Here is an 18129-nt window from a genome sequence, read left to right on the forward strand (position 1 = left end):
CCGCCATGACGATCCTTACCCCCGCTACGCTTCAGGAGGTGCAACCTGCACTCCTGACCGCGCGCGACCTGCGCCTGGCCGTGCTGCGCCTGGACCAGCGCCCGGACGCCGGTAACGGCAACAAGGGCTACAAGCTGCTGCCCTGGCGCGAACGCCTGCGCCGGGGTGAGGGGCGAGGCCTCATCGGCCTGGGCGGCGTCCACTCCAATCATCTCCATGCGCTGGCTGCCCTCGGTCAGCAGGAAGGCTTCGCCACCGTCGGCCTGCTGCGTGGCGAGCCCTGTCAGACGCCCACCGTCCAGGACCTCCAGGCCTGGGGCATGACCCTGCACTGGCTCGGCTATGGCGGCTATCGCCGTCGTCATGACGCCGACTTCTGGCAACCCTGGCAGGCCCGCTATCCGGACCTGCTTCCCGTTCCCGAAGGAGGCTGTGCCGAGGCGGCGGCGCTCGCCTGTGCCGGGATCGCCGCCGAATTGCGCCAGGGCCTCGCCGCCCTGGACTGGCCGGACTGCCAGCAACTCTGGCTGGCGGCCGGCACCGGCACTACCCTGGCCGGGGTGATCCGCGCCGCCGATCCGGCCTGGCAGGTGGTGGGTGGGCTGGCCGTACCGCCGGGGCAGGGTGTCGAGGCCAATCTGGCAACCTTGCTGCCGCGCGGAACCACGACGAACTGGCGCCTGGTGAATGCCTGTCGCGGCGGCTTCGGACGGATCGATGCCGAGCTGGCCCGGGCCATGGCGGACTTCGCGGAGCAGACCGGCATCGCCCTCGATCCGCTCTATACCGGCAAGCTCTGGCTGGCGCTCCGGGACGAGATCCAGCAGGGCGCCGTGGCCCCCGACAGCCGCCTGGTGCTGGTACACAGTGGCGGTCTGCAGGGCCGTCGGGCGCTGGAGACTCAGCTGGCAGCCTTGGCGGCGGGCTGAAGCGGCCAGCCTGGGGGCACCAGGAACAACCGCGCGGTTTCGTCGCCCCGGTCATCGCGGCGGACCAGCAATTGCGGCCAGATCGGCTCCCCCTCCGGCAACGGCAGGCAGGGCGTGCTCGCCACGGCTGGCGCCAGCCAGTGGCCCTTGGGCAGTACCTCCCAGGGGCCGTCGGGCAATCGTGAGCGTTCGCACCACAGCGGTGGCTGCGCCGATGGCAAGGCGCCGGCGGGCCAGGGCAGGGCGGCGTCGAGCGGCTGGAACAGATAGCCCCCCATCCAGAAGGCGGCCCGCGGCGGCGCGATGTCCCGCGCAGCCAGGTCGGCTCTGGCCAAAGGGGTGCTCGACAGCGGCAGCTGTCGTTCACGCAGATGGGCCAGCTTGCGCGCCAGCTGGTCCTCGCCGCCCGGCCCCAGCCAACGCGGCGCGGCCGGCACGCCCTCGCCCAGGTAGAACTTCACCGCCAGTTCCAGGTGATGGATACCCTCGTCATCCGCCACCAGCAGGTCCAGTTCGCCCAGGGTCCGCTCGCCTTCGCGCAGTGGTAGGTTGGCGGCCAGCAGCCGCACTCCAGGCGCGCGATCCAGGGCGAATTGCCAGAGTCTTTCGTATTGTCGCCCCAGGCGCCGGTCGCTGCCCTGCGCCAGCCAGGCGGTCAATTCGGCCGGTGCCGCGTCCTGTTGCCGTAGCCAGTCCGCCAGCCGCTCGGGATGGGCCGCCCAGTCGCTGGCGACCAGGGGGTGGCGGGTGTCGTCGGCCACCAGCAGCGGCGGCGCGCTCAGCGTCCAGGCGAGGTCGCGCACCTGGGGCTGGCTCAGGCGGCGTTGCAACGCGCACAGCTCGGCGAAGGGCGTCATGGCGCCAGCATAGGCCAAGGACGGGGTTGCGGATCAACCGAGGCGACCCGTGGTCGGATGCAGGCGGTTTGCCGCTGCCAGGGGCTTTCGCCCATACTTTCCGCCCAATCCAGCCAACGGGGCCGCCGGCGCGACATGGACTCCTTTCGTAACATTGGCATCATCGGCCGACTCGGCAGCACCCAGGTGCTGGACACCATTCGCCGGCTGAAGACGTTTCTGCTGGCGCGGAATCGCAACGTCATCCTGGAGAACACCATCGCCGAGGTGTTGCCCGGCCATGGCCTGCAGACGGTGTCGCGCAAGCTCATGGGCGAGATCTGCGACCTGGTGATCGTGGTCGGTGGTGACGGCAGCCTACTCGGCGCCGCCCGCGCTCTGGTGCGCCCGCGGGTGCCGGTGTTGGGCATCAACCGTGGCAAGCTCGGCTTCCTTACCGACATCCGCCCCGACGAGCTGGAGACCAAGGTCGCCGAGGTGCTCGATGGCCAATACCTGATGGAGACGCGCTTCCTGCTGGACGCCTTCGTCGAGCGCGGCGGTGAGATCATCGGCCAGGGCGATGCCCTCAACGACGTGGTGCTGCACCCCGGCAAGTCCACCCGGATGATCGAATTCGAACTGTACATCGACGGCCAGTTCGTCTGCAGCCAGCGCGCCGACGGCCTGATCGTCGCCACCCCCACCGGCTCCACCGCCTACTCGCTGTCGGCCGGCGGCCCCATCATGCATCCCAAGCTGGACGCCATCGTGGTGGTGCCCATGTACCCCCACACCCTGTCCAGCCGCCCCATCGTGGTCTCCGGCGACAGCACCCTGTCGATCCTGGTGTCGCCGAACATGACGATCTATCCGCAGGTCTCATGTGATGGCCAGAATCATTTCACCTGCGCACCCGGCGATACCGTGACCATTCAGAAGAAGCCCCACAAGCTCAGGCTGATCCATCCGCTGGATCACAACTACTACGAGATCTGCCGGACCAAGCTCGGCTGGGGCAGTCGGCTGGGAGACGATTGATGCCCCTGGGCCACGATCTCATCGGCGACCTGCACGGCTGCGCCCACACCCTGGACCTGCTGCTGGAGCGCCTCGACTACCGCCAGAAGGACGGCGTCTGGCAGCACCCCGAGCGCCAGGCGATCTTCCTCGGCGACCTGGTCGACCGCGGGCCGCGTATCCGCGGTGCCCTGCGGCGGGTGCGTGCCATGGTCGAGGGCGGCCATGCCCACTGCATCCTCGGCAACCACGAACTCAATGCCCTGGCCTGGCACACCCCGGCCACGCCTGGCACCGGCCAGACCTGGGTACGCGAGCACACGCCGCGGCATCGCCAACTGATCCAGGAGACCCTGAGCGCCTTCGCCGACCATCCCGAGGAATGGCAGGATCACTTGCGCTGGCTCTACACCCTGCCGCTGTGCAAGGACTTCGGCCACTTCCGCATCGTCCACGCCTGCTGGGATCAGCGGCTGATCGACGAATTCCTGCACCACTATCCGGATGCCTGCATCGATGAGGATTTCGTCCGCCAGTCCATCCGCGCCGGCAGCCTGGCGAGTCGGGTCGCCTCGCGGCTGCTCAATGGCGTCTCGCTGCCCCTGCCCCATGGCCTGCGCCTCACCGGCAGCGACGGCTACGTGCGGGCACGCTTTCGTACCAAGTTCTGGGAGAGCGATCCCCAGACCTATGGCGACGTGGTCTTCCAGCCCGACGCCCTGCCGGCGGAGATCGCCTGCGAACGCCTGAGCGACGAGGAAAAGGCCGGGTTGCTTTGCTATGGCGAAGACGAACCGCTGCTGTTCGTCGGTCACTACTGGCGCGACGGCCACCCCGAACCCCTGCGCCCCAACCTGGCCTGCCTGGACTACAGCGCGGTCAAGTACGGCAAGCTGGTGGCCTACCGCCTCGACGACGAGCGCCAGATCGATCCGGAGAAGTTCGTCTGGATCGACGTGCAGCGGGAGGAGGGCCGATGAACCAGCCGCAACCCGTGCTTCGGGTGCCCCTGGGTCGTGATCTGCTGGGCTTCACCCAGCTCCTGCGCCGTGTGCGGATTCGCCACCGCGTGGTGGAAGAGGGCGACAGTCAGGTGCTCTGGGTGCTCGATCCGGCGCGGGTCGAGGAAACCCGTGCCCTCTACGAGCGCTACCCCGATGGCGACCCCCAGGGCCAGGTCAAGGCCGAGCGGCGCTCAGCGGGTGTGGGTCTGCTGACCCAGCTCAAGGCCAGCCCGATCAGCGCGGTCTTCCTGATCATCACCCTGGCATTGGGTCTGGCGACCGAGTTCGGCGACAACCTGGCGTTGATCCATTACCTGACGCTGCAGGACTTCCGCCTGATCGATGCCGACCATATCGCCTTCCTCGATCTGGACGTCAGCCTCTCCCGCGGCGAATGGTGGCGGCTGGTCACACCGATCTTCCTGCACTTCGGGGTGCTGCACCTGGCGATGAACGCCCTGTGGTTCTGGGAGCTGGGCCGACGCATCGAATTTCGTCAGGGCGGCCTGATGCTGCTGGTGCTGACCCTGGCCTTCGCTGTCGGCGCCAACCTGGTCCAGTACGCCTGGAGCGGACCGGCCCTGTTCGGCGGCCTTTCCGGTGTGCTCTACGGCCTGCTCGGCCATTGCTGGCTGTTCCAGTGGCTGGCGCCCAACCCGGCCTACCGGATGCCCCGTGGCGTGGTGGCCATGATGCTGATCTGGCTGGTGATCTGCCTCACCGGCGTCTTCGATCTGCTCGGCTTCGGTTCCATTGCCAACGGCGCCCATGTCGGCGGGCTGTTGCTGGGCTGCGCCACGGGCACCATGGGTGGCGCGCTGGCGCGACTGCGCCAACGCTGATCAGCGCCGGCGCTTGAGTTCCGGGGCCAGGCTCAGGGCATTACGGTAGCGCCAGCGCCGTTGGCTGCGCAGGCGGAGCCAGCGGCCCAGGAGCAGCAGCAGGGCACCCGCGCCGAGCAAGCCCAGGGCGACGTCGTGCTCCAGGACCAGATAGGGTGCCAGTGCCGGCAGTTCCAGCAGGGCGCCGCCGCCGACCAGCACGGCGGCCAGGCCGGCCAGCACCGACAGCAACCCGAGGCCGGCGGTCAGCGTGGTGACGAAAGGCCGCCGCAGACGCAGCGGTGGTGGATCGAAACGGTCTTGCTCGGGCAACTTCATCTTCATACCCCAGGATTCGCATCAGGCTGCCGAGGTTATACGCCTCGGCGCGCCTTAGCGAGTCTCAAGGGCGCGAGCTAGCGCAGCAACTGCCGCGCACCCTGCTTGAGCATGTCCCAGCCGTTCGGATCGCCACTGGCGATGGAGCCCAGGAACGCCCGTGCCTGCTCGAAGCTGATATGCGGCGGCAGGGGCGGTACGCTGGGATCGGTGACGAACTCCAGCACCACCGGCCGATCCGCCTCGAAGGCCTGTTGCCAGGCGTCGGCCACCTCGTCCGGACGATGGATGCGCAGGCCCTTGAAGCCCAGCAATTCGCCATAGCGGGCGTAGGGGAAATCGAGCACGTCCTGGGCTGGGGCGAACTTGGGATCACCGGCCAGGGCGCGTTGCTCCCAGGTCACCTGATTGAGATCGCCGTTGTTGAGCACCATGACGATGAAGGTCGGGTTGCTGAATCTCTTCCAGTACTGCTGCAGGGTGACCAGTTCGGCATTGCCGTTCATCTGCATGGCACCATCGCCCACCAGGGCGATCACCGGGCGATCCGGATGGGCGAACTTGGCCGCGATGGCATAGGGAATGCCGCAACCCATGGTCGCCAGCTTGCCCGACAGCGACCCCAGCATCTGCCCGCTCATGCGGATGTCGCGGGCGTACCAGTTGGTGTGGGAGCCGCTGTCGCCACAGAGGATGGCGTCCGGCGGCAGTTGGCTGGAGAGTTCGAAGAACACCCGTTGCGGATTGATCGGATCGGCCGGGGCCAGGGCACGCTGCTTGATCGACTTCCAGGAGGCGGCCACGCTTTCTTCGATGCGTGTCCGCCATTTGGCGTGGGGCTTGCTCTCCAGCAGCGGCAGCAGGCGCCTCAAGGTTTCCGCGGCATCGCCCAGCAGCGGTTGTTCGATGGGATACCTCATGCTGATGTTGCGCGCGTGCAGGTCGATCTGCACCGCCCGGGCCTGGCCTTCCTTGGGCAGGAATTCGGTGTAGGGAAAGGTCGAGCCGACGATCAGCAGGGTGTCGCATTCCTTCATCAGCAGGTCGCTGGCTTCGGTGCCGAGCAAGCCTATGGAGCCGGTGACATAGGGCAGCTCGTCGGAGACTACCCCCTTGCCCAGCAGCGCCTTGGCCACCCCGGCGCTGAGCTTCTCGGCCGCTGCCATCACCTCGCTGCGCGCCTGCAGGGCACCGGCACCGACCAGCATGGCGACCTTCTGGCCAGCGTTGAGGATGTCGGCGGCGGCCTGGAGGTCGTCCTCCTGGGCATAGGGCCGCGGCGGAATGGCGCCGGCGCCGGACAGTACATTGGCGTGCTGGTGCGGCGGGCTTTCCACCGCCGGCAACTGCTGGATGTCGTTGGGGATGATCACCGTCGCCACCTGGCGCTCGGCGATGGCCACGCGGAAGGCACGGTCGAGGACATGCCGCAATTGCGCCGGATGCACCACCGTTTCCACATAGGCGGAAACGTCCTTGAACAGGGTGTGCAGATCGACTTCCTGTTGATAGTCGCTGCCGAGCGACGAGGCCGCCTGCTGGCCGACCAGCGCGACCACCGGCATATGGTCCATCTTGGCATCGTACAGGCCATTGAGCAGGTGGATGGCACCGGGCCCCGAGGTGGCCAGGCAGACGCCCACCTCGCCAGTGAACTTGGCGTGGGCGCAGGCCATGAAGGCGGCCATCTCCTCGTGGCGCACCCGGACGTAGTCGAACTGCTCGGCTACCCGCCCCAGGGCGCCCATGATGCCGTTGATGCCATCGCCGGGATAACCGAAGACGCGTTCGACTTGCCATTGGCCGAGTCGCTCCCAGAGATGGTCGGCTACGGTCTTGCTCATGTCGTTCTCCTCGTTGTTCGCCTAGGTTCTGTACGAAAAGTCGCCGAGCGCAGGCATTTTTCGTACAGAACCTTAGGGTTAGGAAGAAGGGGGCCGCCGTTAAGTTCCTGCAGCCGGACCGGGCGCGGGTTAGAATACGCGGCTGATCATCCGGAGCCTTTCATGAGCGAATCCCGCCTGCGCACCTTGCGCGACCACATCCGCTGGGCCGTCAGCCGCTTCCATGCCGAAGGGCTGTTCTTCGGCCATGGCTATGACAATGCCTGGGACGAGGCCCGCGCCCTGGTGCTGGGCGCCGTGCACCTGCCCTGGGACACCGCCGACCGTTACCTGGATTGCGCCCTGGAAGACGACGAGCGCTACGAACTCGGGGTGCTCTTGCACAAGCGCATCCAGGAGCGGGTGCCCACCGCCTACCTGCTCGGCGAGGCCTGGTTCTGCGGGTTGCCCTTCGTGGTCGACGAGCGGGTGCTGGTACCCCGTTCGCCCATCGGCGAGTTGATCGACGCCCGCTTCGAACCCTGGCTGCCGGCCACGCCGGCGCGCATCCTCGACCTCTGCACCGGTTCGGGCTGCATCGGCATCGCCTGCGCCTATGCCTTCCCCGAGGCCGAGGTGGCCCTGGGCGATCTGTCCTACGACGCCCTGGCAGTGGCCTGGCAGAACATCGAGCGCCACGCTCTGGAAGATCGCGTCTACACCGTCCAGGGTGACGGCTTCGCCGGCTTGCCGGGGCAGCGCTTCGATCTGATCGTCAGCAACCCGCCCTATGTGGACGCCGAAGACTTCGCCGACATGCCGGCCGAGTACCAGCACGAGCCCGAGTTGGGCCTGGCCTGCGGCGACGACGGCCTGGACCTGGTACGACGGATGCTCGCCGAAGCGGCCGATCATCTTACCGAGCAGGGCATCCTGATCGTCGAGGTGGGCAACAGCCAGGTCCATGTCGAAGCTCTCTATCCGGAAGTCGATTTCACCTGGCTCGACTTCGAGCGCGGTGGCCATGGCGTCTTCCTGCTCGCCGCCAGCCAGTGCCGCGAGCACCAGGCGCTGTTCCGCAGCCGTCTGCTTCCCTGATCACCCGTGGTCGTCCCGCGGCGGCCGCCTTTCGTTACCGAGGTTTACCCGTGTTTACCGAACTCGCTTTGCACGAGCGCCTGCTCAAGGCCCTCGATACCCTGGGCTTCAAGACGCCCACCCCAGTCCAGTCCGCTGCGGTGGGCCCGGCCCTGGCGGGTCATGACCTGCGCGTCACTGCCCGTACCGGCAGCGGCAAGACCGCCGCCTTCCTGCTGCCGCTGCTGGATCGCCTGCTCAAGGACCCCAAGCCCCGGTCCGGCGCCCGCGCCCTGATCCTGTTGCCGACCCGCGAGCTGGCCCAGCAGACCGCCAAGGAAGTCGAACGCTTCGGCCAGTTCACCTTCCTCAAGGCCGGCCTGGTGATCGGCGGCGAGGATTTCCGCGTCCAGGCCGCTGGTCTGCGCAAGAATCCGGAGATCCTGGTGGCCACTCCCGGTCGCCTGCTGGAGCAGCGCAACGCCGGTAACGTCGACCTGAAGGACATCGAGATGCTGGTGCTCGACGAAGCCGACCGCATGCTCGACATGGGCTTCTCCGAGGACGTGCTGCAGATCGCCGCCAGTTGCGAACGCGAAGGCCGCCAGACCCTGCTGTTCTCCGCCACTGGCGGCGGCAACGCCCTGCGCCAGGTGGTCGAGCAGGTGCTGCGCGAGCCGCAGAATCTCCTGCTCGACCGCACCGGCGAGCTGAACGAAGCCGTGGTGCAACAGGTGATCCTGGCCGACGAGACGCCGCACAAGGAGCGGCTGCTGCAGTGGCTGCTGGCCAACGAGACCTATCGCAAGGCCATCGTCTTCACCAACACCAAGGTGCAGGCCGATCGCCTCACCGGGCGCCTGATCGCCGAGGGGCTGAAGGTCTTCGTGCTGCACGGCGACAAGGACACCAAGGACCGCAAGCTGGCCGTGGAGCGGTTGCAGAGCGGTGCGGTCAAGGTGCTGATCGCCACCGACGTGGCCGCCCGTGGCCTGGACGTCGAGGGCCTGGACCTGGTGATCAACTACGACCTGCCGCGCAGTGGCGACGAATACGTCCACCGCATCGGCCGGACCGGCCGCGCCGGCGAGGCGGGGTTGGCGATTTCCTTCGTCACCCATGGCGACTGGAACCTGATGTCCAGCATCGAGCGCTATCTCAAGCTGAGATTCGAGCGGCGCCAGCTGCCGGGCCTCAAGGCCAACTACAACGGGCCGAAGAAGCTCAAGGCCTCGGGCAAGGCTGCGGGCGTCAAGAAGAAAAAGACCGAGGGCAAGAAGGACGGCAAGGCCAAGGCCAAACCCAAGTCCGAGCGTCGCCCGGGCGCCCTGGTACCCACCTCGGCCGATGGCTTCGCCCCGCCACGCAAGCGCACGACGGAGTGATGGACTGCCATCTCTGCAAGGTGGCTGATCCAGAATGCTAGGGCGGCTGGAGTTGGCCAGCGGTGCAAGTTCTTGGCTCGCCCAAGGATGAGCGGATTCCAGCCGGGCCAGCGTGTCAGAACCGCCCCCCAACAGGACGAACAGGCGCCGTTATCAGGCGCCGTCCGGAGTACCGCCCTCCCGACGGATGAAGTCCACCAGCGCCCGTAGCGCGGCGGGCAGGTGTCGGCGGCCGGGGTAGTAAAGGAAGAACCGGCTGGGTGGTGGCTTCCAGGCGTCCAAGACCAGGGCCAGGCGTCCCTCTGCCAGGTCATCGACCACCAGGGCTTCATAGACGTAGGCAATGCCTGCCCCAGCTCGGGCAGCCTGGATCATCGGCAGGTCGTCGTCGAAGGAGAGTGGGCCCTCCACGTCGACGCGCAGTGGCTGCCCTTCGCGCTGGAACTCCCACGCATAGACGTTGCCGCTGGGGAACCGGCGACCGATGCAGGCATGGGCCAGTAGTTCGCGTGGCGTCTGGGGTATGCCCTGTGTGGCGAGATAGTCGGGGGCGGCCACGCAGACGAAGCGCTGCGGTGGCTCGATCGGTACGGCCACCATGTCACCGGCCAGGCTCTCACCGAAGCGAATCCCGGCATCGAAGCCATCCTTCACGATATCCACCAGGCCGTCGTCGGTCACCACGTCGATCCGCACCCGCGGATAGGCCGCGACGAAGCGCGGCAGTAGCGGTGCCAGTACCAGCCGTGCGGCAGGACGTGGCACGTTCAGCCGTAACCTGCCGACGGGCTCGGCGTGCAGGGCATTCAACTCGGCCAACGCCTCAGCGACCTCGCGTAACGCAGGATCGAGCCGCGCCAGCAGCCGCTGGCCGGCCTCGGTGGGCGTCACGCTACGGGTGGTTCGATTGAGCAATCTCACACCCAAGCGTTCTTCCAGACCGCGTAGCGCATGGCTCAAGGCCGAGGCCGATATACCGCGCTCAGCGGCCGCCTTGCGGAAACTACGGTGGCGCGCCACCGCCGCGAAGGCGTCGAGATCATGCAGGTCGGGCGTCATATTGATGAAATTCACTCAGTAACTCATCAAAAATACCAGGGCTTATCGTGAGCTATCTCCGAGATGAGACTGACAACTCCTCATCGTATGGAAGGTTACATCATGCAGCAGAAACCTCTGGGTAACTCAGGCTTCAGTATTTCTCCCCTTGGGTTGGGCACCTGGGCCATCGCTGGCCCGGGTTGGGAATTCGGTTGGGGCGAACAGGACGATACCGACAGCCTGGCAACGCTGGAATACGCCCTTGAGCGTGGCGTGAACTGGATAGATACCGCCGCCGTCTATGGCCTGGGCCATGCCGAGGAGCTTGTCGGCCAACTCTTGCGTCGGATACCGGCCTCACGGCGTCCTTTGGTATTCACCAAGGGCAGCCTGGTGTGGGAGAGCACGACGGGAAAGATCTCTCATTCACTGGCCCCTCTCTCGCTGGAGCGCGAGATCGAAGATAGTTTGCGGCGGCTCCGCGTCGAGGTGTTGGATCTCTACCAGATTCACTGGCCGGCCTTTCCACCGGGCGGCTCGGACGAGGGGCTTGAGGCCGCCATGGCGGTGCTGGCCAAGGCCCGTGACCAGGGAAAGATCCGCGCCATCGGCGTTTCCAACTTCAGCGTGGCGCAGCTCGAACGGTGCCAGGCGGTCACGGCCATCGCCTCGCTACAGCCACCTTATTCAGCACTGATGCGCGATATCGAAGCGGATATCCTGCCTTACTGTGCTCGAGCGGGAATCGGTGTTCTGGCCTATTCCACCCTGCAGTCGGGTCTGCTGAGCGGCACCATGACCCGCGAGCGTATCGCCAGCCTGCCGGACGATGATTGGCGAAAATCGCGCAGCCCGGACTTCCAGGAGCCACGCCTGACCAGCAACCTCGCCTTGGTGGAAGGGTTCCGAGGTATCGGCGAGCGGCATGGGTTGACACCGGCGGCAGTCGCCATTGCCTGGGTGCTAAGGCAGTCGGCGGTGACCGGCGCCATCGTTGGCGCGCGGCGCCCCGAGCAGGTGGATGGCTTGATCGCCGCCGCAGACTTCCGGCTCAGCGCGGAGGAGTTGGCGCAGATCGCTCCGCTTCTGCCTGCGGGAATGGGCACCAACGTCCCTGCGAGCCGGTCCTGAGTCGGTCATCTTGCGCGGCTTTGCCAAGAGACCAACGGCTTGTCCAAGGCTCTTAGTGCTTGGCCGCGCCATCGAACAGCTGGAATACCGGTGCGCGCCGGTTAGGGCGCTGCAGGTCCGGTTGCTGTACCAGCAGCCAGGCCTGCAACTCGGGCTCGGCCATGGGCTTGCCGATCCAGAAGCCCTGACCCTCGTCGCAGCCCATGGCGAGGAGGCTGGCCAGAGCTTCGGCAGTCTCGATGCCCTCGGCGGTGATGCGGAAGCCCAGGTGATGGGACAGTTCGATCAGCGAGCTGACGATCAGCCGATCCTTGTCGCGATGGGGTAGCTCGCGCACGAAGCTGCCGTCGATCTTGATGGTATCGGCGGGCAGTTCGCGCAGGTGCGCCAGGTTGTTGTAGCCGGTGCCGAAGTCATCGATGGCGATGCCGATGCCCAGCTCGCGCAGGGTGGTGAGCTGGCGATGGATCAGGGTGTCGTCGCCCAGCAGGGCATTCTCGGTGACTTCCAGCTCCAGCCGCCGCGGGCTGACCGGATAGCGCTGCAACAGCGCCACGGCCTGGTCGGCGAAGTCCGGATCGTTGAGATCATGGGCGGAAATGTTGATCGCCATGCCCAGGGTCCGGCCTTCGCGTTGCCAGCCATAGGCCTGGGTGATGGCGGTGCGCAGCACCCAGCCACTCAGCGCCGTGATCAGCGCGGTCTTCTCCGCCAATGGGATGAATTCCGCCGGGCTGACCGGCCCCAGGTGCGGGTGCTGCCAGCGCAGTAGCGCCTCGACGCTGTGGCAGCGCCCGGTGGCCAGGTCGATGCGCGGTTGGTACACAAGGCTGAGCTGACCCTCGCTGCGCAGGGCCTGGGGCAGGGCGCTGAGCAGGGCGAAGGCGCGGCGATAGGCCGCGTCGTGCTGCGGATCGAAGTGGCGGCAACCACGCATCTCGGCGCGGGCATCGTCGGCGGTGGCGATCAGGGCGCGCAGCCAGTCGGTGGGATGATCATCGGTCAGGGACATCACTCCCAGCCCGAGGCGGGTCTGGATCGGAATGCCGTTGTAGTCGATCACTCCGGTCAGCTGCTGCTGCAGGTTTTCCAGCAAGGCCTGCTGGGCCGCCTCGTCGGTGTCGTGCAGCAGGAAGCCGAAGCGTGCCACGCCCAGGCGATACAGCGGCTGGCCGCTGGGCAGCAGGCGCCGCAGATGTTGTTTGATGGCCCGCTCCAGGCCATCGAGATGGGCCTGGCCCATGGCCTTGATGAAGTCGTTCAGGTAGCTCTGGGCGAACAGATCCGCCGCCACCGCGATCACCTCCTGGCCCGCGCGGGTCAGGGCTTCCGCATCCTGGATGAAACGTTGGCCGTTGGGCGACTGGGTGACGGGGTCCCAGTAGGCGCCCGTGCGCAGCAACTCGATGTGCTGGGCCGCCAGGCCCGCCAGTTGTTGCAGGATGAGCAAGCGGTCGGCGGGCAGGGCGGCGCGGGGCTGTTGGTCGAAGAGGCAGAGGCTGCCCAGCATCAACCCTTCGCTGGTGCGGATCGGTGCACCCAGGTAGAAGAGCACCTTGAGTGACCCGGTCGCCGCCGGCAGGTGGGCGAAGCGCTCGTCGACAGTGGTGTCCTCCACCTGCAGAGGCTGTACCCGACCTTGCAGGTGGATGCAGAAGGATTCTTCCCGAGGCACGGAGAAGGGCCGGCAGCCGACCGTGGCCCGACAGTGCACGTCCTGGCCGTCGAGGAAGCAGATCATGGCGTAGGGGGTATCGAACAGCTTGGCAGCCAGTTCCGTGATGTCCTGGAAGGCGCGGTCCGCAGGACGGTCGATCAAGGCAAGGTCGCGCAGCAGGGCGAGACGCTGGCGTTCGTTGGCTGCAGTCAGAGGTGCAGGCTCCATAGGCGTCTTCCCGATACGCTGTAGTAGCAGATTGCTACTTAGAGCGTGATCGGGTCGAGAGTTCCCTTGCGTCGGCCATCACAGCAGCGGGTTTCCCAGGCAGGTCAGGCGGCGAAGTAGAAGACGGCGAACAGCTTGGCCGGGTCCGTCCAGACGCGCAGCTGTCTAAAACCGGCATCTTCGGCCAGCGCGCGGAAGCCTTCCAGGCTGTACTTGTAGGAGTTTTCGGTATGCAGGCGTTCGCCGGCGCGGAAGGTGAAGCGCCGGTCCTCCAGACGCACGGTCTGGTCGCGGGTACTGACCAGGTGCATCTCGATGCGTGCGGCGATGGGATCGAAGAAAGCCAGATGGCGGAAGCGGGTCGGGTCCAGGTCGGTGTCGAGTTCGCGGCGAATGCGTTCGAGCAGGTTGAGGTTGAACTGGGCGGTGACCCCGGCGGCGTCGTTGTAGGCGGCGTCCAGGCGCGCCTGGTCCTTGATCAGGTCCACGCCGATCAGCAGGCCGCCCGTGTGCGGCAGCATCCGGTGCAGGTTGCGCAGGAAGACGCCGGCCTCTTCGGGCGTGAAGTTGCCGATGCTCGAACCGGGAAAGAAGGCCACCGGACGCAGCCCGTCGAGACTGTCGGGCAGGGTCATCGGCCGGCAGAAGTCGGCGCAGGCCGCACTGACGTCCAGCCAGGGATAATCCGCGGCCAGCCGCTGGGTGCTGGCCAGCAGGAAGTCGCGGGAGATGTCGATGCCGAGGTAACCCACCGGGCGCATGGCCTCCAGTAGCAGGCGCGCCTTGCGACTGGCGCCGCTGCCGAGTTCCACCAGGGCCGCATCGCGTCCGGCCAGGCGGGCGATCTCGCCACTGGCCGCGGCGAGGATGGCCTCCTCGGTGCGCGTGGGGTAGTACTCGGGCTGGCGGGTGATGGCTTCGAACAGCTCCGAGCCGCGCTGATCGTAGAAGTACTTGGGCGGCAGCGCCTTCTGCGCCTGGGCGAAACCCTGGAGCACGTCGTCCCGTAGCGAGCTGTCGGCGACGTCCGCCGGTTGCTGATCGAAGAAGCGCACGGCAAGGGCCATGGGTCAGACCTCTCTGGCCAGGCGCAGACCGGCGAACTGCCAGCGCATGGTGGGATGGAAGAAGTTGCGATAGGTGGCACGGACATGGTCCTGGGGCGTGGCGCAACAACCGCCGCGCAACACCATCTGGCCGGACATGAATTTGCCGTTGTATTCGCCGAGGCTGCCCGGCAACGGCTTGAAGCCGGGATAGGGGCGGAAGGCGCTGCCGGTCCATTCCCAGACATCGCCGAACAGCTGGCGCATGCCGCTACCTCCGCCGGCGACGGGCTGCAGATGGTCCTGCTCGACGAAATTGCCCTGGATCGGCTGGCGCGCCGCCACGGTCTCCCATTCCGCCTCGGTAGGCAGGCGGGCTCCGGCCCAACTGGCATAGGCGTCGGCTTCGTAGAAGCTCAGGTGGCAGACCGGCGCGGCAGGATCGATGGGCGTCAGGCCGCCGAGGGTGAAGTGGTGCCAGACACCGTCCAGCTTCTGCCAGTAGAGCGGTGCTTCCCAGCCCAGGCTGCGAACCGCGGCGGTGCCATCCGACAACCAGAGATCGCTGCGACCGTAGCCGTTGTCCTCGATGAAGGCCAGGTATTCGCCATTGGTGACCAGGCGGTCGGCGAGCTGGAAGTCATCGACGAATTGCCGGTGCACCGGGGTTTCGCAATCGAAGGCGAAATCTTCGCCGGTATGGCCGACATGCCGGACACCACCCGGATGGCTTTCCCAACCCAGGGGCGCCACCGGGGCGGCGCTGCCCTTGGCCAGGTCGGCCCGGTAGATCGGGTACAGCGGGTTCTGTGCCAGGATGTGCTTGATGTCCATCAGCAGCAGCTCCTGGTGCTGCTGTTCGTGGTGCAGGCCCAGCTCCAGGCGCCGGGCGATCTCGGCGGCGTGTTCGGCCGGCGGAGCGCCGAGCAACTCGGCCATGGCCTCGTCGACCGCGGCGCGGAAGCGATAGACATCCTCCACGCCCGGCCGCGACAGATGCCCGCGTGCGGCCCGGGGGAAAGGCTTGCCATGGGTCTCGTAGTAGGAGTTGAACAGGTAGTCGTAGGCTGGATTGGGCGTCTGGTAGCCCTTGAGGAAGGGCTTGAGGATGAAGGCCTCGAAGAACCAGGTGACGTGGGCCAGGTGCCATTTCGGCGGACTGACGTCGGCCATGCTCTGGATGACGTAGTCTTCGACGGTGAGCGGGGCACAGAGCGCCTCGCTGGCCCGGCGTACGCGCCGATAGCGGTCGAGCAGGGTGCTGCTGGGGATACTCGCTGCGGGCAGTTCGCGGGCGAGAGGATTCATGGCGTTCTCCCTGGTCGGCCTTTTTGGTAGTCAGGAAACCGACCGGGAGGCATAAGCAAAGTTCGGTAGGTTATGACGGGCGGTCTCGCTTGCGCCGGCCTACCACCAGGTTTCCAGCTGTACGCCGAAGTTGTTGCCGTGGCGGGCATCGCCGAAGGCACCGCTGTCGGACAGGGCGCTACCGGCCGCTGCCGCGTCCTGGGCGCCGCGGTTCCAGCTGGCGTAGGTCCAGTAGAGGCGGATTTCCGGACGATCCATCAGCCCCATGCCACCCAGGGCCAGGGTTGGGGCGACGGTGACCTTGTTCAGCTTACGGGTGGCGCCGCTGTCGGGATGGATCTGATCGTGGCCGAATTCCACCTGCAGCTTGAACAAGCGGGTAAAGGCGTAGCTGGGCCGGACGCCGAAGGAATACCAGGTCTGGCCGGCATCGCCGGGCGCCCGGTCGCGCTGGTAGAGCGCCAGCAACTGGCCACCGAAGCGCGGGGTGAGCTGCCAGCGGGGCGATTCGAGGATGCGCAGGCTTTCGTAGTCCTGGTCCGCGGTCAGGCTGCCGGTGGCGCCCAATGCGGTACCCGGACCACGGCCATACTGCACGGTGAAGACGTTCACCCCACCGAAGAACTGCGCCTGCTTGTGCTCGGCGGTGGCCGACCAGCCGCTGTGGGTGTTCTGGACCTGGCCGGCGCGCTGGATGTAGGACAGCCCCAGTTCGATCTCGCCGCCGGGATTGGTCTTGATGCCGCCCAGGTTCACGTCGTGGCGGTTGGCCTTGTCCGGCTGGTCGATGTTGTCTTCGCGACTGAAGGCGTAGCTGAGCCGCAGGCCGCTGTCGCCCAGGCCGTAGTCCTCCACGCCGAAGCCGGTGCCGCTCGGATTCCAGTAGTAGAAGTCGTTGATATGGATGTCATGACGCTTGTAGTAGCGCCGGCCCGCCCAGAGACCGCCGCCATTGAGCGCCGGCAGGCTGAGACTGGTCCAGATCTGTGGCAGGCGGACATTGCCGTTCTCGCCACTGAAGGTAGGGGTCCGGTCGTAGACGTTGTAGAGGCTGGCCATGCCGTGCACCTTGAACTCGGTGCCGTCGGCGCCCCGGTACAGCGTCTGGTGCAGTTCCAGCTCCCAGTAGGTCTCGCATTCGTTGCCGAGCCGGTACTTGGCCGGTGCCCCGGGCAGCTGGAAGCAGCTCTGCTTGCCGCCTTCGGCGGCGCCGCCGACGCCCACCCGCCCGTAGCCACTGAATTCCAGGGCGGTGGCGGTCAGGGGCAGGCAGCCGCTCAGGAGGGCGAGGCAGGAGGCGTGACGGGCCTGGCGAAGCACTCTGGTCATCCGGAAAAATCCCTCTAGGTGTGGCGGACGCCGATCGGACCCGATCCGCAGCCCGGGAGTTGCGTGAAAAGCCATCTTCATCAAGGGCTTGGCGCGAGGCAGCAACCCTGATGGCGGGGCGGGAAGCCCGCGGCTTCAAGAGAATGGTTGACGTCACCAGCCTTTGCTGGCGACGCTTGGGTTTTTGGCCAGGGAAAGTGTTGCAAGATGAAACCGACGTTGCTGATGGCCCCACAATTGCCTCAGGGGCTGGTCACCCAGCTCGAAGCCCACTACCGGGTGCTCGGTCCCTTTCCCTCCGCCGCGCCCGAGGCGCTGCCCGCGGGCGCCGAGGAGGCCGTGGCGCTGCTGACCATCGGCGGGCTGCCGACCCGTGCTGCCCTGCTGGACGCGCTACCGGCCCTGCGCCTGGTGGCCTGCTACGGCACCGGCTACGAAGGGGTGGAGCTGGATGCCTGCCGCGCCCGTGGTATAGCCGTGACCACCGCCGGCGACGCCAATGCCACCGCCGTGGCCGAATTCGCCTTCGGCCTGATCCTTGCCAGCGCCCGGCGCCTGCTGCAGGGCGATGCCTTCGTCCGCAGCGGTCGCTGGCAGGGCAATGCCGTCGAGCGCATGCCCCAGGTGCCGGGCCTGGCTGGCCGCCGGCTGGGTATCTATGGACTCGGCGAGATCGGCCGGCGCATCGCCCGGCGCGGCGAGGCCTTCGACATGGAGATCGGCTACTTCAATCGCTCACCGCGGGCCGAGCTGGACTACGTCTATCACGGCAGTCTGCTGGAGCTGGCGCGCTGGAGCGATGTGCTGGTGGTGGCGGTACGCGCCAGTGCCGAGACCATCGGTGCGGTGAATGCCGAGGTCCTGGCTGCGCTCGGTGCCGAGGGGCATCTGGTCAACATCTCCCGCGGCAGCGTGGTCGATGAAGACGCCCTGGCCGATGCCCTGGAGCAGCACGTGATCGCCGGTGCCGGGCTGGATGTGTTCGCCAAGGAGCCCGAGGTCCCCGAGCGGCTGCGCCAGCAGGCCAACCTGGTGCTCAGCCCTCATGTGGCCGCCAACGCCGCCTCGGCGCAGAGTGCCCAGCAGCAGGTGATGCTGGCCAATATCGCGGCCATTCTCCAGGGCGGCGAACTGCGCAATCGCATCGCCTGACCG

At 66.9% G+C, this 18129-nt stretch carries 16 protein-coding genes; 8 read left to right on the forward strand and 8 right to left on the reverse strand.

Going from position 1 to position 18129, the window contains the following annotated elements; translation table 11 throughout:
* The first annotated feature begins 5 nt into the window (after window positions 1–5).
* The gene (locus tag AR540_RS01815) at window positions 6–929 is read left to right on the forward strand and encodes a pyridoxal-phosphate dependent enzyme (protein WP_082706880.1); all 924 of its coding nucleotides are present in this window, start codon (window positions 6–8) and stop codon (window positions 927–929) included.
* On the opposite strand, the gene AR540_RS01820 is transcribed toward AR540_RS01815, so the two are convergent.
* A complete protein-coding gene (locus AR540_RS01820; protein WP_059226152.1) occupies window positions 902–1786 on the reverse strand; it encodes a DUF1853 family protein in 885 nt (294 codons plus the stop codon). The genes AR540_RS01815 and AR540_RS01820 overlap by 28 nt on opposite strands.
* Window positions 1787–1921: 135 nt before the next feature.
* Here AR540_RS01820 and AR540_RS01825 point away from each other — a divergent pair, with 135 nt between their 5' ends.
* Genes AR540_RS01825 through AR540_RS01835 form a run of 3 tightly spaced genes read left to right on the forward strand, consistent with a single transcriptional unit; the run spans window position 1922 to window position 4631 of the window.
* Window positions 1922–2806, forward strand: a complete 885-nt coding sequence (locus AR540_RS01825) for an NAD(+) kinase (RefSeq protein WP_059226153.1) — start codon at window positions 1922–1924, stop codon at window positions 2804–2806.
* Window positions 2806–3765: a metallophosphoesterase gene (locus AR540_RS01830; protein ID WP_059226154.1), complete on the forward strand. Its 960-nt coding sequence runs from the start codon at window positions 2806–2808 to the stop codon at window positions 3763–3765. The genes AR540_RS01825 and AR540_RS01830 overlap by 1 nt, the downstream gene beginning before the upstream one ends.
* The gene (locus tag AR540_RS01835; protein ID WP_059226155.1) at window positions 3762–4631 is read left to right on the forward strand and encodes a rhomboid family intramembrane serine protease; all 870 of its coding nucleotides are present in this window, start codon (window positions 3762–3764) and stop codon (window positions 4629–4631) included. Before AR540_RS01830 ends, AR540_RS01835 begins: the two co-directional genes overlap by 4 nt.
* Here AR540_RS01835 and AR540_RS01840 read toward each other — a convergent pair whose 3' ends face one another.
* A complete protein-coding gene (locus tag AR540_RS01840; RefSeq protein ID WP_236711992.1) occupies window positions 4632–4949 on the reverse strand; it encodes a hypothetical protein in 318 nt (105 codons plus the stop codon). It lies immediately after the preceding gene.
* A 77-nt stretch (window positions 4950–5026) separates the two neighbouring features.
* On the reverse strand, window positions 5027–6793 hold the full coding sequence (locus AR540_RS01845; protein WP_059226157.1) for a thiamine pyrophosphate-requiring protein: 1767 nt from the start codon (window positions 6791–6793) through the stop codon (window positions 5027–5029).
* A 162-nt stretch (window positions 6794–6955) separates the two neighbouring features.
* Here AR540_RS01845 and prmB point away from each other — a divergent pair, with 162 nt between their 5' ends.
* Both prmB and AR540_RS01855 read left to right on the forward strand, forming a co-directional pair.
* On the forward strand, window positions 6956–7870 hold the full coding sequence (gene prmB, locus AR540_RS01850) for a 50S ribosomal protein L3 N(5)-glutamine methyltransferase (protein WP_059226158.1): 915 nt from the start codon (window positions 6956–6958) through the stop codon (window positions 7868–7870).
* A 50-nt stretch (window positions 7871–7920) separates the two neighbouring features.
* The gene (locus tag AR540_RS01855) at window positions 7921–9234 is read left to right on the forward strand and encodes a DEAD/DEAH box helicase (protein WP_059226159.1); all 1314 of its coding nucleotides are present in this window, start codon (window positions 7921–7923) and stop codon (window positions 9232–9234) included.
* Between the two features lie 153 nt (window positions 9235–9387).
* Here AR540_RS01855 and AR540_RS01860 read toward each other — a convergent pair whose 3' ends face one another.
* Window positions 9388–10299 (reverse strand): LysR family transcriptional regulator, encoded by a 912-nt coding sequence (locus AR540_RS01860; protein WP_059227898.1) that lies wholly within the window; start codon window positions 10297–10299, stop codon window positions 9388–9390.
* 96 nt (window positions 10300–10395) lie between these two features.
* Here AR540_RS01860 and AR540_RS01865 point away from each other — a divergent pair, with 96 nt between their 5' ends.
* Window positions 10396–11406, forward strand: a complete 1011-nt coding sequence (locus AR540_RS01865; RefSeq protein ID WP_059226160.1) for an aldo/keto reductase — start codon at window positions 10396–10398, stop codon at window positions 11404–11406.
* A gap of 52 nt (window positions 11407–11458) precedes the next feature.
* Here the strand turns inward: AR540_RS01865 and AR540_RS01870 are convergent, their stop codons facing one another.
* The 4 genes from AR540_RS01870 to AR540_RS01885 all read right to left on the reverse strand — a co-directional run bounded on the left by AR540_RS01870 (window position 11459) and on the right by AR540_RS01885 (window position 16974).
* Complete coding sequence (locus AR540_RS01870) at window positions 11459–13291, reverse strand: putative bifunctional diguanylate cyclase/phosphodiesterase (RefSeq protein ID WP_059226161.1); 1833 nt, start codon at window positions 13289–13291, stop codon at window positions 11459–11461.
* A gap of 104 nt (window positions 13292–13395) precedes the next feature.
* The gene (gene egtD, locus AR540_RS01875) at window positions 13396–14358 is read right to left on the reverse strand and encodes an L-histidine N(alpha)-methyltransferase (protein WP_059226162.1); all 963 of its coding nucleotides are present in this window, start codon (window positions 14356–14358) and stop codon (window positions 13396–13398) included.
* Window positions 14359–14361: 3 nt separating this feature from the next.
* Window positions 14362–15645 carry an ergothioneine biosynthesis protein EgtB gene (egtB, locus tag AR540_RS01880; RefSeq protein WP_059226163.1) on the reverse strand — a complete coding sequence of 428 codons (1284 nt, stop codon included), beginning with the start codon at window positions 15643–15645 and terminating at the stop codon, window positions 14362–14364.
* A 99-nt stretch (window positions 15646–15744) separates the two neighbouring features.
* Window positions 15745–16974 carry a maltoporin gene (locus AR540_RS01885; protein ID WP_059226164.1) on the reverse strand — a complete coding sequence of 410 codons (1230 nt, stop codon included), beginning with the start codon at window positions 16972–16974 and terminating at the stop codon, window positions 15745–15747.
* 207 nt (window positions 16975–17181) lie between these two features.
* Between AR540_RS01885 and AR540_RS01890 the strand changes: the two genes are divergently transcribed.
* On the forward strand, window positions 17182–18126 hold the full coding sequence (locus tag AR540_RS01890; protein ID WP_059226165.1) for an NAD(P)-dependent oxidoreductase: 945 nt from the start codon (window positions 17182–17184) through the stop codon (window positions 18124–18126).
* The last annotated feature ends 3 nt before the right edge of the window (window positions 18127–18129 follow it).

The sequence above is a fragment of the Pseudomonas sp. EpS/L25 genome (genome assembly GCF_001512295.1).
Taxonomy (GTDB): domain Bacteria; phylum Pseudomonadota; class Gammaproteobacteria; order Pseudomonadales; family Pseudomonadaceae; genus Chryseomonas.

What these genes read in the sequence shown, in the direction of transcription:
- AR540_RS01815 (WP_082706880.1), top strand. Translation starts at nt 6, where the DNA reads ATGACGATCCTTACCCCCGCTACGCTTCAGGAGGTGCAACCTGCACTC.
- AR540_RS01820 (WP_059226152.1), bottom strand. Translation starts at nt 1,786, where the DNA reads ATGACGCCCTTCGCCGAGCTGTGCGCGTTGCAACGCCGCCTGAGCCAG.
- AR540_RS01825 (WP_059226153.1), top strand. Translation starts at nt 1,922, where the DNA reads ATGGACTCCTTTCGTAACATTGGCATCATCGGCCGACTCGGCAGCACC.
- AR540_RS01830 (WP_059226154.1), top strand. Translation starts at nt 2,806, where the DNA reads ATGCCCCTGGGCCACGATCTCATCGGCGACCTGCACGGCTGCGCCCAC.
- AR540_RS01835 (WP_059226155.1), top strand. Translation starts at nt 3,762, where the DNA reads ATGAACCAGCCGCAACCCGTGCTTCGGGTGCCCCTGGGTCGTGATCTG.
- AR540_RS01840 (WP_236711992.1), bottom strand. Translation starts at nt 4,949, where the DNA reads ATGAAGTTGCCCGAGCAAGACCGTTTCGATCCACCACCGCTGCGTCTG.
- AR540_RS01845 (WP_059226157.1), bottom strand. Translation starts at nt 6,793, where the DNA reads ATGAGCAAGACCGTAGCCGACCATCTCTGGGAGCGACTCGGCCAATGG.
- prmB (WP_059226158.1), top strand. Translation starts at nt 6,956, where the DNA reads ATGAGCGAATCCCGCCTGCGCACCTTGCGCGACCACATCCGCTGGGCC.
- AR540_RS01865 (WP_059226160.1), top strand. Translation starts at nt 10,396, where the DNA reads ATGCAGCAGAAACCTCTGGGTAACTCAGGCTTCAGTATTTCTCCCCTT.
- AR540_RS01870 (WP_059226161.1), bottom strand. Translation starts at nt 13,291, where the DNA reads ATGGAGCCTGCACCTCTGACTGCAGCCAACGAACGCCAGCGTCTCGCC.
- egtD (WP_059226162.1), bottom strand. Translation starts at nt 14,358, where the DNA reads ATGGCCCTTGCCGTGCGCTTCTTCGATCAGCAACCGGCGGACGTCGCC.
- egtB (WP_059226163.1), bottom strand. Translation starts at nt 15,645, where the DNA reads ATGAATCCTCTCGCCCGCGAACTGCCCGCAGCGAGTATCCCCAGCAGC.
- AR540_RS01885 (WP_059226164.1), bottom strand. Translation starts at nt 16,974, where the DNA reads ATGACCAGAGTGCTTCGCCAGGCCCGTCACGCCTCCTGCCTCGCCCTC.
- AR540_RS01890 (WP_059226165.1), top strand. Translation starts at nt 17,182, where the DNA reads ATGAAACCGACGTTGCTGATGGCCCCACAATTGCCTCAGGGGCTGGTC.